This window comes from Longimonas sp. (assembly GCF_040409695.1).
Classification (GTDB): domain Bacteria; phylum Bacteroidota; class Rhodothermia; order Rhodothermales; family Salinibacteraceae; genus Longimonas.
The window spans coordinates 1-16347 of record NZ_JARWGJ010000036.1 but is presented as its reverse complement, the minus strand read 5'-3'; the positions used below and the strand labels follow the sequence as shown (position 1 = coordinate 16347).

The 16347-nt window shown below is 56.6% G+C and carries 10 protein-coding genes, 1 other RNA gene and 1 pseudogene; 5 read left to right on the top strand and 7 right to left on the bottom strand.

Translation table 11 applies throughout. The features are described 5' to 3' along the window. From PPP56_RS02090 to PPP56_RS02060, 7 genes are all read right to left on the bottom strand, one after another. On the bottom strand, positions 1 to 1472 hold a 1472-nt coding region (locus tag PPP56_RS02090; protein ID WP_353562303.1), incomplete at its 3' end, for a sugar porter family MFS transporter. 206 nt (positions 1473 to 1678) lie between these two features. Further along, complete coding sequence (locus PPP56_RS02085) at positions 1679 to 4285, bottom strand: glycoside hydrolase family 3 N-terminal domain-containing protein (RefSeq protein WP_353562301.1); 2607 nt, start codon at positions 4283 to 4285, stop codon at positions 1679 to 1681. 85 nt (positions 4286 to 4370) lie between these two features. After that, a complete protein-coding gene (locus PPP56_RS02080) occupies positions 4371 to 6935 on the bottom strand; it encodes a family 16 glycosylhydrolase (protein ID WP_353562299.1) in 2565 nt (854 codons plus the stop codon). Between the two features lie 72 nt (positions 6936 to 7007). Continuing rightward, positions 7008 to 8567: a RagB/SusD family nutrient uptake outer membrane protein gene (locus PPP56_RS02075; protein WP_353562297.1), complete on the bottom strand. Its 1560-nt coding sequence runs from the start codon at positions 8565 to 8567 to the stop codon at positions 7008 to 7010. A gap of 89 nt (positions 8568 to 8656) precedes the next feature. Next, the gene (locus PPP56_RS02070; protein ID WP_353562295.1) at positions 8657 to 9430 is read right to left on the bottom strand and encodes a SusC/RagA family TonB-linked outer membrane protein; all 774 of its coding nucleotides are present in this window, start codon (positions 9428 to 9430) and stop codon (positions 8657 to 8659) included. Continuing rightward, positions 9415 to 11769: a SusC/RagA family TonB-linked outer membrane protein gene (locus tag PPP56_RS02065; RefSeq protein ID WP_353562293.1), complete on the bottom strand. Its 2355-nt coding sequence runs from the start codon at positions 11767 to 11769 to the stop codon at positions 9415 to 9417. The genes PPP56_RS02070 and PPP56_RS02065 overlap by 16 nt, the downstream gene beginning before the upstream one ends. 329 nt (positions 11770 to 12098) lie before the next feature. Then, positions 12099 to 13094: a LacI family DNA-binding transcriptional regulator gene (locus tag PPP56_RS02060; RefSeq protein WP_353562290.1), complete on the bottom strand. Its 996-nt coding sequence runs from the start codon at positions 13092 to 13094 to the stop codon at positions 12099 to 12101. Between the two features lie 377 nt (positions 13095 to 13471). Between PPP56_RS02060 and ffs the strand changes: the two genes are divergently transcribed. The 5 genes and pseudogenes from ffs to PPP56_RS02035 all read left to right on the top strand — a co-directional run. Then, an RNA gene (gene ffs / locus PPP56_RS02055) (signal recognition particle sRNA small type) lies at positions 13472 to 13571 on the top strand. A gap of 164 nt (positions 13572 to 13735) precedes the next feature. Then, complete coding sequence (gene yajC, locus PPP56_RS02050) at positions 13736 to 14065, top strand: preprotein translocase subunit YajC (protein WP_353562288.1); 330 nt, start codon at positions 13736 to 13738, stop codon at positions 14063 to 14065. A gap of 75 nt (positions 14066 to 14140) precedes the next feature. Continuing rightward, on the top strand, positions 14141 to 15352 hold the full coding sequence (gene ribB, locus PPP56_RS02045; protein ID WP_353562286.1) for a 3,4-dihydroxy-2-butanone-4-phosphate synthase: 1212 nt from the start codon (positions 14141 to 14143) through the stop codon (positions 15350 to 15352). Between the two features lie 13 nt (positions 15353 to 15365). Then, positions 15366 to 15542 carry a hypothetical protein gene (locus tag PPP56_RS02040; RefSeq protein ID WP_353562284.1) on the top strand — a complete coding sequence of 59 codons (177 nt, stop codon included), beginning with the start codon at positions 15366 to 15368 and terminating at the stop codon, positions 15540 to 15542. A 479-nt stretch (positions 15543 to 16021) separates the two neighbouring features. Beyond that, positions 16022 to 16347: pseudogene (locus tag PPP56_RS02035) on the top strand (glucose-6-phosphate isomerase); the annotation flags it as partial.

The following is a 16347-nucleotide window of genomic DNA, read 5'->3' as shown; positions in this document are numbered from 1 at the left end:
TAAAGCGCGCCACCGGCACGTGCATCGGCGGCTTCGTGCTCGCGCGACATGTCTTCGAGGGTGCGTCCCATCGTCTCCCGGATGTAGCGCTTCACGAATACGAACGCCAGCACACCAAACGCTGCGTAGATGCCATATGAGACGCCAAGCCCCACGCTCGCCAGCAGCACCGGAAAGGTCATCGTAATCACAAAGTTCGACAGCCACTGCACCAGTCCGGCCAGCGCCAGCGCGGCGCCACGGAACTTGTTCGGAAACATCTCGCCGAGCATCACCCACATGACCGGGCCCCACGAAAAGGCAAAGAACGCGATGTAGGCGTTTGCAGCCAGCAGCGCAACCAGGCCAGCGTTGTCGCTAAGCTGCAGCGCGTCGGCATCGCCGGTGGCGGCGGTGCCAAACACAAACGCCATCACGCCGAGCATTGCGGCCTGCCCCAGCGCGCCGATCAGCAGCAGCGGACGCCGCCCCACTTTATCGATCAGCGCAATGGCCACGAAGGTAAAGAACACATTCACCGAGCCGCTGATTACGTTTTGCATCAGCGCGCTCGACTCGTCGAATCCGGCGGCCTGCCAGAGCGTCGCGCCGTAGTAGAAGATGACGTTGATGCCGGTAAACTGCTGCAGTGCGGCCAGCCCAAGCCCGACCCATACAATCGGATGCACGCGTCCGGTGTGCTCGCTGATGATGTCGGCAAGACGCGGTTTACGGCTCTCCAGCACCGTGTCTTTAATATTGGCTACCGTCTGCCGGGCCTTCTCTTTTGCGTTGAGAAGCCGCTGCAGCACCGCCTGGGCTTCCGATTCGCGTCCGGCCGCCACCAGATAGCGCGGCGACTCGGGAATTGCGAGCAGGCTAATCAGAAAGATGGATCCGGGGATGATCTCCACCCAGTACATCCATCGCCAGGCCGGGAAGTCCCACCAGAAGAGCGCCGACGCGCTTCCCGCCGATCCTGCGATCAGGTAGTTGCTCAGAAATGCGATAAACAGCCCGATCACGATCATCAGCTGCTGCAGCGTGGCCAGGCGCCCGCGGATGTGGGCGGGAGCCACCTCGCTGATGTAGGCGGGCGCCAGCACGCTCGCTGCGCCGACTGCCACGCCACCGATCAGACGAAAGAAGACAAACGTCGCGGAGCTGCCTGCTACTCCAGATCCCCATGCGCTTATGATAAAAACAATCGCAGTAGCAATCATGACCGGGCGACGGCCATATCGGTCGGCCACCGTACCCGCAAAGAACGCCCCTACGGCACTCCCCAGGAGCATAGACGCAACGTTAAATCCGGTGCCGACGGCGTCGGAGTCGAACGCATCTTGAAGCGCGTCGACCGTGCCGTTGATGACCCCGCTGTCGAATCCAAACAGAAACCCGCCCAGCGCCGCTGCCATCGAGATTAGCACGACCAATGGGGTGTTGCCCTGTTCTTGCTCGGGCGCGGGGATGTTTGCCTGCCTGTCTTTCATAACACGGAAAATTGAGGAAGAGGCACGTCGGAAGCGGTACGTCAAATCCTGGAGTGCGGCCCAGAGCGAGAGCAGCATTTCACCTACGCCGATCGCACCTACGCCATGTACGGCACTGTTGCTGCTCGTTCAATACGCTGCACGGTGGGTGCCCCTTTTGTACGGAAGCACCTATTGTCCAGAAGCACCCACCAGCCTATAGGGGGTTACATGGATGCAGACGGTTCTGGTTGGACCGCCTGCTCTACACGGGGCAGCAGCGCCGCGTTTGACGTGGGTGCTCCGGTGAGTGTTATCTCAGCGTCGAGGCTATCAACCTGGATGGTAAAAGGCCCCGATTCCACAACCGGGCGTGCATCCCGACCGATGAAGCTGAAGTCGTCCCAGGTCAGCTGGAAGGTCAGGGTTTCTGAGCTTCCGGGCTCCAGATCAACCTTTGCAAAGCGCTTCAGCTTTCGCACCGACGGGGTTACGGATGCGAACTCCTGGCTCATGTAGAGCTGCACGACATCACTTCCAGCGCGATCGCCGGTGTTTGTGATTGTCACTTCGACCTCGACTTCCTCTCCTTCATGGAGGGCACCAGTCGACAGAGACGTTTCGCTTACCGTCAGGTCGCTATAGTCAAACGTAGTGTACGAGAGTCCGTGTCCGAACGGGAAGAGCGGCGTAGCGCCGTCTGTCCCAAACTCGGCGTCGAGCCGCTCGCTGTGCTTGTGGTCGTAGAGCGCGTATCCGGTGGGTCGGCTCGGATATGTATGGGGAAGGTGGCCCGACGGATTCACATCGCCGTAGAGCACGTCGACCACAGCCTGACCGCCTTCTGTTCCAGGGTTGTATGCGGTGACGATAGCATCGGCTGCCTCATGGGCTACTCCCAGCGTACGCGGCCGTCCTTGCAGCAGCACGAGCACAACAGGAGTGCCTGTGGCTGCCACTTCTTGCAGCAAACGGCGTTGCGCCTCTGGCAGCATGAGAGAGTGCTGCAGGTTGCCGGCGGTTTCGGTGTACGCACCTTCGCCCAGTGCAACGATGGCAACATCAGCCTCGTGCGCTGCATCTACGGCCTCATCTATCTGGTCTAATCGGGTTAGCGTACTACCGGGCATGTATGTCATCTGTGCTTCGCCCACTCGCTCACGCACGGCCTCCATGACGGTGGGGCGCCCTTCGTGAAAGAGATCTTGTGCGCGGCCGCCCCCCTGCCAGGTGTACGTCCACCCGTTGTTGAGCGACTGCATTGAGTGAGAGGTAGGGCCGGTTACAAGCACATTCTGATCTTCTGAAAGCGGCAGCAGGTCGTCTTCATTTCGCAGAAGCGTAACGGACTCATGCGCGGCCTGCAGGGCGACCTGGCGATCACGGTCACTTCCTACTTCGTCAGCCAGTTCGATTCCTGCCATCGGGTCTTCGAACAGACCAAGCTCAAACTTGAGCCGAAGAATACGCCGCACCGACTCATCGATACGCGACTCAGTGATTTCGCCATCTTCGACGAGGGAAGTCAGGTGCTCAATGAACGATACATCAGACGGCACCATGCTCATGTCAATGCCCGCCTCAATGGCCATTTTTGTGGCTTCACGTTCATCTGCAGCGACATGGTGAAGCGATACCAGCTTTTTGATGTCGAGCCAGTCGGTGAGTATCAGTCCATCGAACCCCAGTTCGCCACGTAGCACATCGGTCAGTAAGTAGTGACTTGAGTGCACGGGTACGCCATTTACTTCTCCGGAGTTAACCATCACCGAGGCGGCACCGGCATCTATGGCCGCCTCGAACGGCGGAAGATGCTGCTCGCGCAGCTCAATCTCAGAGATCGTAGCCGGGGTGCGGTCGCGCCCGCTATCCGACACAGAATAGCCAATAAAGTGCTTCAGGGTTGAAGCAACCTGTCTTTCACCGGACATGTCATCTCCCTGCTGGGCTTTGTTTATCGCAAGCCCCATGGCTGTAGTCAGGTGGGCATCTTCGCCGAAGGTCTCATAGAGGCGCGGCCAGCGCAGGTCGCGTCCCGCATCTAACACCGGTGCAAAATTCCACGGGATGCCGCTGGCCCGCACATCACGCGCGGTGATGGCCCCGACCTCTTCAACCAGGTGAACGTTCCAGGTGGCAGCCAGCCCCTGTGCCTGTGGAAAGAGAATTGCTTCTTGGGTGTAGTTTGCGCCATGCATCGCGTCGATGCCATAGAGCACCGGAATGCCCAGGCGCGTCTGCCGGGCTTCTTCCTGCACGGCTCCGATGATTTCGTGCCAGTGGTCGAGGGGGAACGCAGTATCAACTACGTTGAGCAACGAGCCTACATGGTAATCGCGCACCACGCGCTGCAGCTCTTCCTGGTTGATGGGCTGCGGAAAGGGATCATCATCCGTTACCATGCCCAGCTCAAACTGCGTCATCTGCCCGACTTTTTCCTCCAGGGTCATCAGGTCCAAGAGCGAATCGACGCGCGCCTCAATGTTAGAGGCCTGGCGCTCTGAGCCCTGCGCCACCGCCTGATCGATAAACACCTGACTGGACGTGGACTGTGACGATACAAGGCGCGGCCCGATATCGAGCAGCGAGACAGAGCGGTCCAGCGGCATGAGGGCTCCTTCCGCAGAAGCAAGCTCTCCGGTTTGGCTTAGTTCGTTTGATGACATAGACGGTGAGTCGGCCTGCGTTTCATCGGAAGGCGACGTAGAATCGGCACTCGGCTGTGTTTGCGTACACCCAGCGACCGTAATAAAACCAAACGCAAGCACAAGTAGTAGCGTGCTCACGAACGCCCCGGAAAACATGCCAGAAGTAGTGACGCGATACATAGGCATAGCTTAAAAGTGATGTAGGTTGGAGTGATGAGGCCACACAAGGGCCTCATCATCCGGCTGATTAGAGAGATTCTTATCGGGATTCTTAGTTTATCGGCCGATAGAAACGTACCCACTCGTATTCGGAGCGGACGGGGAAGTCGCTGTCGTCAATCTCTCCGGCAAAGCTTGGCGAATCCGATACCCACAGATTCATCATGATCTGCATTTCAAGATCCGGGATGTCACTCGGGTTGGCTCCCGACACCGTGGCCTGTTTTACAAGCTGTCCATCACGGTACCACTTAATTTCGCCCGGCAGCCACTCAAATGCGTAGTTGTGGAACTCTTGCGAGGCGTCGTAGCTGAGCCCTACGCTTTCTGGGAACGGTGGCACTTCAAACGCATCGTTGTTTGGCTCGCCCGCAGGCCCATCGTTGTAAAAGATGTTTGTTAACATCGAGCGGTTGTTTTTGCCGAGGATCTCGATGTCGATCTCTTGCCAGGGGTTAAACCGGAAGGCAAAGAAGGAGGAGACCGTGCCGCTGGGCCCGGCTGACTTCATACGCACCTCGTAGCAGCCGTAGCTGTAGAATCCGTCTTCATTGTCGGTACGCAGCTCAGCGCCTGTATACGGACGCCCCTGGAAGTTCTCTTTTTTCAGGTTGAGTATCATTCTTCCGCCCTCGTACGTGATGTTTTCCGGGCGGAAGTAGGCAAGATTGCCGTTGAACGTCGCGTCGCCGCGATCCCAGAATTCGTCGTTGGGCGCGTTGAAATCATCCTCAAAGAAGAGCTCGTACTCGCTTGTGCTGCAGGCGCTCTGTACTGTTTCATCGCCTGTGCCGAGATCTTCGCTGGAGTAGATGATATCGTCGATCGTGATCGTGAACGTCTCATCAGGCATGTTGCCGATAGCAAACACCAGATTAGCAATACGCGAAGACAGTTCACCGTCGCCACCTGGATTGACGCTGTTGTCGTCCTGAAAGGCACTCAGGGGCACGCTGATGCGTGTGTAGCCTGACACCTCAGGATCTACGAAGAAGTCGTAGCGAAACTCATCGTCTACCGGGCCATCTCCGTCGAAACTGCCGCTCCCGCTCTGGTCTTCCTGAAGATTGATCTCCAGCTCAAACGGCTGCGTGGCATCCGACTTCACAAACATGGTGAAGTACGGGTCTTCGCCCAGATCACTGACGTCAATGCCGTCTCCGGTCTTGCCGAATCCAGCAAATCCGCCGCCGCTTCCTCCGTCAATCGTAGCCGCCAGCGCTGTAGATCCGCTGCTTTCCGGAGGCGTATCGCTACTTTCGGCCAGTGAAATACTTGCGCCTGCGCCTTCAAAGGTGAAGTAGTCTGCAATGCCATCTTCGAAATCATCGAAGAGGATGCGGCCGTCTCCATTTTCATCGCCCCGGAAATCGCTGGACTCATCGTCCTCCGTGTCGTCTGTTACCGTAACGGTCTGGGTAGACGTGCCGGTAGCGCCCTCGTCGTCGGTGACGGTGAGGACCACGCTGTACTCTCCGGCGGCCGTGTACGTGTGGGTGGGTGTTTCACCTGCCCCCGTAGCACCATCTCCAAAGTCCCAGTCGCGAGCGATGATCATCCCATCGTCGGTTGACTCATCGGTGAAGTTAACAGCCTCGCCGACTGTTGGACTGTTGGGCTCAAACGTAAAGCGGGCTGTAGGAGGCGTATTTCCGCCATCTTCTTCCCCGGGAATATCGGCTCTTCGGGCGACGCGATCTACAAAGACGGTCCCCGTAAACGTATCGGAGCGCTCAAGAGCCTGCAACGACCCATCGTCATTCACCAGAAAGACCAGTTCAGCGATGTTCGACGGATCGACCGGCTGCCCGTCAAACTGTGCGAAGTTGTCTCGAAAGTCGAAGTAGTACTCGCGGTACTCATCGTCGGCAGGCACCTCCTTGATGAGCGGAGCCACGCTGGCGTTCGCATCGGGAGCGTCGCCCTGTTGGTTCAGCGCAGCGCGTACGATAGCCGGTCCAGCGCTTTCGTCAGATACTTTCATACGTGCTACCAGAACCGGCGTCTCGCTGAAGTCGACGACGCCATCAAACAGGTGAACGACCCCTGGAAACTGTCCGGGTCCGCCGGTATCCGAGCCGGTTAGCACGAGTTGTCCATTTACAGCTTCGGCGCCAATGCCGTTGAACCCAAAGAAATCAGTTACAACGCCGTCGCCCGCATAGTTGGTGATGAGTTCATCGTCGAATCCGACAGCTCCAAACAGTTGGATCGTGACTGCCTGACTCCCCGACCGAAACACAACGCGTTCAGTAAAGCTGCTTATGTCTTCGGGGGGCGTGAACGTGACGTTGAACGTGCTGCTTCCGTTTGAGGGGCTTCCTGTTTCGTCAGCAACCTCAATCGAAAACGGCCCAGACACTTCGTCTGGACTTGGGTGCTCGTCCAGCGAGTTATAGCTGAGAGTGAGCTGCTGGGTTGTGTCGGGGGCTCCGGGAGCAACTTCAAAGCTGAGGCGCGAGGTGTTGGGTGCGATGAAATTGTTGCCGTCATCGCTCATCCCCCCCTGGTCACAGCCTACAAACAGGCCTCCTGCAAAAAGGGACAGCGCACTTATCAGCAGGATGGATAGCGCAGTTCGGTACGATAGCGGATGCAAGAGTGCAGTGGTGTTCATGTCAACGAAACAGTCGGGAGAAAGAAGTTGAAGGTGTGCTGCGGAGCAGGGGATGCCGGGTTAGTTCCTGGGTTAGTAGCCAGGGTTTTGCGTGAGGGCACCACCGCTGAGGTCAACCTCACGCTGTGGGATAGGCATGCGCTCGTGTATGCCTTCGGTAAATCCGGCCTCACCGAGTACTTCCGGAGCACGGCCCTGGCGCACCAGGTCAAAGAAGCGCAAATCTTCCATGGCCAGCTCCAGGCGGCGCTCGCGGTAGATTGCTTCGCGAAGTTCAGCCTGGTCGGTGGTTGCGACATCTGGAAGCACACCGGAAGGGTTGTCGGCGTTGTTGCGTGCGCGCTCTCGTACCTGGTTGAGTGATTCGAGTGCAGCCGCTGTATTGCCGTTTTCGTTGGCGGCCTCAGCGTGCCATAGCAGCACGTTGGCAAGGCGGAGGTAGCGCACATTGCTCGGACCGGCGAAAACGCCCTGCCCGTTGTTCTGCGGGTACTCAACCTGCGGAATCCAGATTTTTCTGTTGTGATAGCCCGACCGGCTTGCGCCTCCATCTACCGTCGTACCGTCTGGCATCACCTCTCCGTCGAAGATGACGGTGGCAGCAAGACGGGGATCGTTGCTATCAAAGGCATCAACGAGATCCTGCGTCGGGTTCTTGAAACCAAAGCCCCAGGTAGAGCGGCTGGCCTGGTACACATTGCCGTAATATCCTTCTTCTTCGTTCGGAATCGTGGCGTAGTTGATCTCGAAGATCGAACCGGGGCCGTGCTCGCCAGACGTTCGGAAAATACCTTCAAAATCGTTTGCGAGCATATATTCGCCCGAGTTGATGACCTCAAGGGCAAGTGACTCTGCGCTGCCCCAGTTTTCCTGGAAGATGTACGCTTTCACCAACAGTGCTTGGGCCGCTCCGCGTGTTGCTCGACCCTGTTCTGAGTTGGGAAGCTCGCTCTTAGTAGGAAGCGTATCAATTCCGACCTGCAGATCTTCTTCAATCTGTGCCCAGACGTCAGGCTCTGAAGAGCGCGGCTGATCGGCTGCACCGATGGTTACCGGGCCATCAAGCAGCACAATGCCCGGCCCGTTGTTCGTGTCGGGATCCATCCCGAATGCTTGGAGCAGATAGAAGTACGCGTATGCCCGCAAGAACCGCGCTTCAGCCAAGATGATGTCTTTCTCCTCTTCATCCATTTCGATGTCGGGAACGCGTTCAAGAATACGGTTTGACCGCGTCACGACCTCGTAAAGGCTGCTCCACATTTTGGCAACGTACAGATTGCTGGGGTCAACGCTGAAGGTCTGCACATCGTCCATATCAGGCTGGTCGTTTCGGCTCTCTCCGCCTTTGAACGCATTGTCAGATGCAACCGCGCCAAACACCATGTCATAGCCTGCTAAGAACTCTGGCGCCCCCTGATATGTGGCGCGCACCTGCTGCTGGATGCCACTGTATACACCTGCTAAGGCCCGGTTGGCATCATCAGCACTCTGAAAGAAGTTGGCTGAGGTCTGCGTACCCTTCGGGTCAATATCAAGCATGTTGTCGCAGCCGCTCGTCGACACCATGAGGGCCGCTGCAATCAGCATTGCACTGGCCGGCACAAGAAATCGAATGGATATAAGGGGCTTCAAAATCGTAGGTAGAGTCATAGTCAAGAAGCAATGGTTTGCTATTGTGTGGACATATTTACCGCAGACCCAAGGCCGCGAAATGCATCCTGCTAAAACTGGAAGTCTATACCGACGGTGTAGGTACGTGCTTGTGGAAACACGCCGCGGTCGATTCCGCGATCGAGGACACCGTTTCGCTCTCCAATTTCAGGATCGAGTCCATCATATCCAGTGAGGGTGAGTAGATTTTGTCCGCCAACAAAGATGCGCGCCTGGCGCACGGACGAGGATGCACCAATTGCGTCGAAGAAACTGTCGGGCACCGTATAGCCGATGGTCAGGTTTTTCAGCCTCAGATAAGATCCATCGCGGATGAATCGATCGGAAATGCGTGTATTTTGGTTCGGGTCATCAACCGTAAGGCGAGGCACCTCATCGCTTGTACCCGGTCCTGTCCAACGATTCAGGGCTTCTTTTTCAAGGTTGAAGACGCCGGATCCGAGCGTGTAGTACTGGTAGGCCTGAAAGAGCTCAACGCCCTGCACGCCCTGGAACAGAAAACTCATATCCACTCCTCGGAACGACATGCGCCCCGAAAGCCCATAGGTGAAGTCTGGAAACGGATTGCCAAGGAACGTACGGTCGTTCTCGTCGATGACTCCATCTCCATTAAGGTCCACAAAGCGGATATCACCGGGTGCCGTGTTTCCCGATTGAAATGCGTGCTCGTCGACTTCTTCCTGTGTTTGAAAGATACCATCGGTCACAAATCCGTAGTATGACCCAATCGGCTGTCCTACTTCTGTACGGGTTAGTGGACCCTGCCGGTACCCCCCACCAGGAATTGCATCGCTATCACCAAGGCTCTTCACTTCATTGGCCACGGTGGAGAAGTTACCCTGAATCTGATAGGTAAAGGCTCCCCCATCAGCTCGTCGGCCCAGCCAAGTGCCAGATCAAACCCTCTGTTCTGAATGTCGCCGGCATTTTGAGCCTGCCCAAAGCGCTGTGCACCGCTTGTAGACAGCTGCGGTACCCCAATCAGAAGGTCAACGGTGTTCTTGACATAGTAGTCGGCTGCAAGCTCAAACCGATCACTGAAGAGCGCAACATCGACGCCGATATTGGTCTGACGCGACTCCTCCCACTTCAAGTCTGGATTACCGGCTCCGGCTACGGTAGCACCGGGAAAGATATTGCGGTCACCAGCAGGTCCCAGGTTGTAATTGCGAAACCCTTCGATTCCACTAAGGAACGCAAAATTGCCGATCGCATCGTTTCCATTTATCCCATATCCACCGCGTAGCTTGATCTCGTCTATCATGTCAAAGTCGGCCATGAACGCTTCTTCAGACAGACGCCATGCAGCCGAGAAGGAAGGAAAGAACCCAAATCGGTTGTTTGCACCGAAGCGGGAGGAACCGTCGTAGCGTGCTACAAGCGTAACGAGGTAACGGCTGTCGAATCCGTAGTTGACCCGCCCAAAGTACGACATGATGCGCGATCGATCGATTGTGCCCGTAGCAGACTGGCTTCCCGTCCCCTGCTGCAAGTACCGTAATGAGGGATCATCACTGGGCACCTCCTGCCGACTTGCTTGAACGAACTCATAAGCATTCCACTCGGCAGACGTCCCCCCGAGCATAGTCAGGCTGTGTTGGTCAAAAGTCTGATCGTATGTAGCTGTGTTGCTCCAGATTATGGAAGAGCGGCGATCAGTAAATCGAGACACGCTGTTGATCGCATTTGTAAACTCCGGACTCACCTCATAAGTAGGGGTAAATCCGTATCCGTCTCCATAGCGCAGATCCAGTCCAATATCTGTTTTCAAGCTCAGCCCGTCTATTACAGGCGGGGCGAGATCAGCGAAAGCGTTTCCTACGATGCGCGTTGCTTTATCTTGCTGGTTGTTGAAATCCAGCACAGCAACCGGGTTGAACGCATTGTTTCCGAACCGACTGAACGTATAGTCACCCGTTGTGCCGAGTGACGGATCGCGCACGGGCTCCGTTGGGGCGAACTGCAACGTTTGAATCATGAAGTTACGTACATCGTCTCCCTCTGGAACCGTGCCGCGTGTGCTCCGGCTGATAGACAGATTCTCACCCACCGTGAGCACCTCCGAGTCGGTGGTGTATTCAGAGTTGATGCGGAAATTGACGCGCCGGTTATCAGACGTACGGACAATTCCCTCTTCATCGGTAAAGTCTCCGCTCACGCGAAATCGGAACCCGTCTCCACCACCCGATACGCCGAGGCTGTACTTCTGGAAGATGCCTGTTTGGAAGATCTGGTCTTGCCAGTCGGTCGACTGTCCCCGGAACGACGCCGGGTTGTCATACACAGGTGCCTGCCCGGCATTGATCGCCGCTTCGTTGCGGAGCGTCGCGTACTCTGCTGCGCCCAGCATGTCGATCTGGCGCGGCGCCTCGGATGCGCCATACTGCGCATTGAAGTTGACACGCGTCTCTCCACCCATGTCGCCTTGCTTCGTTGTGATGATAATCACCCCGTTGCTTCCTTGCGTGCCGTAGATAGCGGCCCCGGCAGCGTCTTTAATCACATCAATCGATGCAATGTCACTGGGGTTGAGGTAATTGGGGCGATCGGGAATCGGGAGCCCATCAACTACATAAAGAGGCTCGTTATCACCTGTTGACCCAACGCCGCGAATCCTCACGCTGAATCCTTCTCCTGGACTCCCGGAGTTCTGTGTGACAACAAGGCCGGGAATCGTGCCCTGAAGCGCCTCGACAGGGTCGGATATGCTGCGATCCGCCAGATCTTGCTCAGAGATTGAGGACACTGCCGAGGTGAGATCCTGGCGCCGCTGCTCCCCGTATCCAATAACCACAATTTCGTCGAGGAGGCCGTCTTCCTGTAGCTCAAAGTCGACCGTTGTCGTTTCGCCGGCTTCTACAGTAACGTTTTCTTCTACCGACGCCCGATACCCGACAAATGTAGTCCGAAGCGTGTACGTCCCGGGCTCCACGTTCTGAATCGTGTAGATGCCGTCAGCATCGGCACTCGTTCCTGTAGACGTTCCCTGTATTACAATGTTTGCGCCCGGAAGCGGAGCCCCTGTACGGGCTTCTACAACCGTGCCCGTAAGGGTACCGGTCTGGGCATACGAACTGGGTGCACCAACGATAAGCCCGGTGGTTAGAAGAATAGCGGTAAGCAGAAGTAGCCTCTTCCAGGTCATAACATTACGGAGACTCATGCGAAAAAAGTGATCAACGTAAGCCCAACCGACAGGAGCAAAGCGCTTCCAAATATTCGGGGGGCGGAGACAGCTTGCATGTAAAAACTGATTACAGATAGCAGGTGCCAGCAGGGCCCAGCCTGACTGAAACCGGTTTCATAACTGAACAAAAAAATTGACTGAAACCGGTTTCATGTCCGTTTCTAATGATAATGTTGCCGGACAGAGAATTGCAAGTCCACGCCTCATTTTTTTGAAATACGGCCTTTAGAGGCTCTGCACACCGATTTCGGGCGAGTGCTATGCTTTGCGAGAAGGCACGCATTGGAATTAAGGTGATAGCCCCTTTACGTGCTTGCCCGTATCACCAATTCGGAAGGGATCACGTACCGCTTCGCCTCTGATGCTCCGTCGGTATGGACAAGATCGATGAGTCGCTCGGCCGCTTTCTGTCCCAGGCTGTACACGGGTACACGTACGGTTGTAAGCGCAGGGGTATTGTACTTTGCGCTCGGGATATCATCAAATCCAGCAATGGCTACATCGTGGGGTATGCGAAGGCCGGCTTTCTGAAGTGCTGCCATAGCGCCGATTGCCATGTAGTCATTGCACGAAAAGAAGGCATCGGGGAGCGCATCAAGATTAAGGATCTCTTGCCCCGCCTCATAGCCACTCGCCTGCGTGAAGTCGCCTTCGATAATCGGCTGCGCGTCTGGGTCAAGCCCCGCTTCAGACAGTGCAGCCCGGTATCCTTTTACCCGCTCGCGCACATCGTGGCTATCTGAGGGGCCCAGAATGATCCCGATTTTTTCGTGTCCCTGCTCTACGAGATGTTTGGTGGCCGTGTAGGCTCCTTTGCAATTCTCGATCTCGAACGTGTTGTACGTTGAGCCATCGAGCGCACTGTTCATAAATACTACGGGGACATCGATAGCGATGTCATCAAGCAGTTCTTTCTGCGCAGCCACGTGCGTAGTCATGATGAGCAGTCCATCTACGCGTCCACGCAGTGCATCGAGGGCCGCTTCGCTTTCGGATAAGCTATAATGAGAACTGGAGATAAGAAGGTGATGGTTAGCTGCCTGTGCCACCTCATCAATCCCGCGAATAATCTCGGAGAAGAACTCACCATGCGGAGCCGGAACGATAACCCCCACCACGCGGGTGCGTCCATGGCTCAGGCTCTGTGCTGTAGCATTGGGGCGGTAGCCCATGTTCTTTGCCACAGCCCGGACACGCTCCTGCGTTTTGTCATTCACCAGGTTGCTGTGGTTGAACACACGCGAAACAGTTGTGGCTGAAACCCCAGCCACTTTTGCAACATCGCGAATGGTTACTCCCATTGGTGAATAGACGCAATCAAAGTATTACGAGCATACCATAGACGGCACGCACCCTTTTAACACTCTGTGATTACAGACCGGTTTCAAACATCAACATATGGCTACTGAGGCTGGAATCAGGGAGCAGCGAGAGTCCCTAACTTACTGTTCCATGATCGCCCTTTAACCTGCCGCCGCCCCCAGCATTGAAGCCCCAGCATTGAAGCCCCAGCATTGAAGAGTGATAGACGCGCCCTTCCCACGCGTCTGCCTTCCCCCCTCCCCTTAACGCAATTTTACTTCGTGGCGCGGCCTGCTCACCTACACGGACGGGAACACACTGCATCCCCATATAATATAGCATTGCACCTTTGCGCGGGGACACCCCGCAACGGATTGGGCAAGTCCCACACGGCCAGCTCCCTCTGAACTCCGTCAGGGCCGGAAGGCAGCAGCGGTAGGAGGTCGCAGCGGCGCGATGTGGGTCGCTTGCCCATTTTTTTGTTTGCTCCTCTTTCTGTGCTTCGCCCGTCGCTGAAGCCGTTCCAGCACACGCCCCCTCTCACCTTCGTGAGGCTTTTTCGCAGGGCTTTCTGCGAACCCGTTCCAAACATTGCTCGTTTAGGCGACGGTTATGTATTTTCTCATGCTGCGTTTTTCCCATGCCGACTCTTTTTGGATTCGCCCCGTTCCTGCTCGCCGCCGATGCTGAAAGCGGTGGCGGTATTTTTGGACTGCTCCTTCCGTTCCTTCTCATCTTTGCGGTCTTCTACTTCTTTATCTACCGGCCGCAGAAGAAACGCGAGGAGCAGCACGAAGACATGGTCAGCAAGCTCTCAAAGGGCGACCAGATCGTGACGATTGGCGGTATTCATGGTACCGTGCGCCGCATTGATGACGACAGCGTGCTTGCGCAGGTCGATAGCAACGGCGTAAAGATCCGCATCGACAAGTCAGCAATCGCGCAGGTGGAAGGTGAAGACGTAAAGTAACAGACTGCGCACGAACAGCGCAGCGCTTGGTTTCGTTATTGCCTTCCCGTTTTACTAATCCGCACGCATGCGCTCATGGCATCGCCTAACTCCACGCCCGACGCTTCCGAGTTCAATAGCATTGAGACTGCACTTGCCGCCCTACAGCGTGGCGAGCTCATCATCGTTGTAGATGACGAGGATCGCGAAAACGAGGGCGACTTTATCGGAGTAGCCAGCGAGATCACCCCCGAACAGATCAACTTCATGGCCACGCGCGGACGTGGCCTCATCTGTACGGCCATCACGCCCGAACGGGCCCACGACCTGGATCTTAACCTGATGGTGGAGTCGAACTCGGAGATCCACCACACGTCGTTCACCGTATCGGTCGACTACAAAGAAGGAACCACAACGGGCATCTCAGCCAGCGACCGGGCCACCACCATTCAGGCCCTTGCCGACGATAGCGAAAGCCCCAGTGCCTTTGCACGTCCCGGGCATGTCTTTCCACTCATTGCACGCACCGGAGGCGTCCTTCGACGTGCCGGGCATACCGAAGCGGCTGTTGACCTGGCTCGCCTGGCCGGATATCCGCCGGCCGGGGCGCTCGTCGAGATCATGAATGAAGACGGCACCATGGCCCGCGTGCCCCAACTGCTGCCGCTGGCCAAAGAACTCGACATGCCGATCATCACGATTCAAGACCTAATCGCCTACCGGATGCAGCATGAGCGGCTGGTGGAGCGCATCGGCGAGTACCCCATTGAAACGGCCTTTGGCTCGTTTCGCATCCTTCCGTTCCGCGACCAGCTCACCAACGAGGTGCACCTGGCGCTTGCCAAAGGGCAGTGGCGTGAAGACGAACCTATCCTTGTACGAGCGCACTCGCAGAACGTGCTGGGCGATGTGTTTGCCGCCCGCCGTGACCCCCATAGCGAGCAGCTGGCTGCCTCCCTCATGATGGTTGAAGACGAGGGCCGAGGCGTGGTGCTATACATGCGCCAATCGGCCCAATCCTCTACGCTGCTCCAGCGCCTGCAAGCGCTTTCCTCACCCAATGCGAGTATTAAGGGCACGATGGATCCGCGCGACTATGGCATTGGATGCCAGATTCTTCGCAACCTCGGCGTGCGCAAGCTCCGCCTCATCACCAACAACCCCAAAAAGCGGGTCGGCCTGGCCGGTTACGGACTCGAAATGGTCGAGACTGTGCCTGTTGAAGTACCCGAAACAGCCTCGCAGACGCTTCTTGATGCCTCTGAGGCAGAACGCATTGTGCAGGCCCTCCGCCTCCCCCTTTCATAACCGCCCCAATGCCATGGACCGCGCCAACCTCTTAGCTATTGTCTACCTTGTTATCGGTGTTGTTGCCGTCTTTATTGCAGGACAGCGCCTACTGGCCGGCATGTGGTTTCGGGGAGCGCTGATGACCGGTGCAGCTCTCTTCTGTGCTTACCGCTTCCACACCATTTACTACGACCAAAACGAATCGTAGGCGTCCCCTATCACTACTCGCAGATCCTTACGCGCCGCGCAACCTTTTCAGGCGGATACGGGGCGCATTCCTTTTCCTGAGCACTTCTTTTCTTACAGTCTGCAGATAGGCCACAAGTGCGTGGCCTGCGTCATGAAGATCCGGAGACGTGTGCCGAGGCAGTTTCTCGCGCGCCACGATGACCGTGCCACGGTGATCTGCCACGATGATCGCAATCCGAGCTGCCTTCTGCCTGCCCCATATGCTCTTTGTGTATCTTACTTTGTGTATCTTGCATGGCAGCTTGAAGAGTCTACCTGGTCGCCTCGGAGGCACATTTTGCAAGTCGAACCGCTCTTACGCTGCTCAGACGATCCATATAAAGGGCCACCTATTGTAGCGTATTATAGGGGTGTGTGAATCTGCGTCGCCGGTCTCTCCGTTGAGTCCGTAAAATTGAACGCAGTCCACGTATCGTACTCTTATCACAGCCCAGCCCTATGATTCGATTAGACGACACCCACATTCGTCCCTTCCTGGACGACTACACGCGTGCCGACCTGCCCCCGGCCATCACCGAGGCACACCAGACCGTGAAAGATGGCAGCGGCCCGGGCAGCGACTTTCTCGGATGGCGCACGCTCGTTGATCAGCCCGACGACGCCCTGATTGGTGATTTGGAAGCCAAGGCCGCTCGCCTGCGACGCGATGCGGATGTGCTTCTCTGCCTTGGCATTGGCGGCTCGTACCTCGGTGCCAAAGCCGTTATCGACGCCCTTACGCCGTACTTCCCACAGGATACCGATGCACCGGAAGATGACGTAGA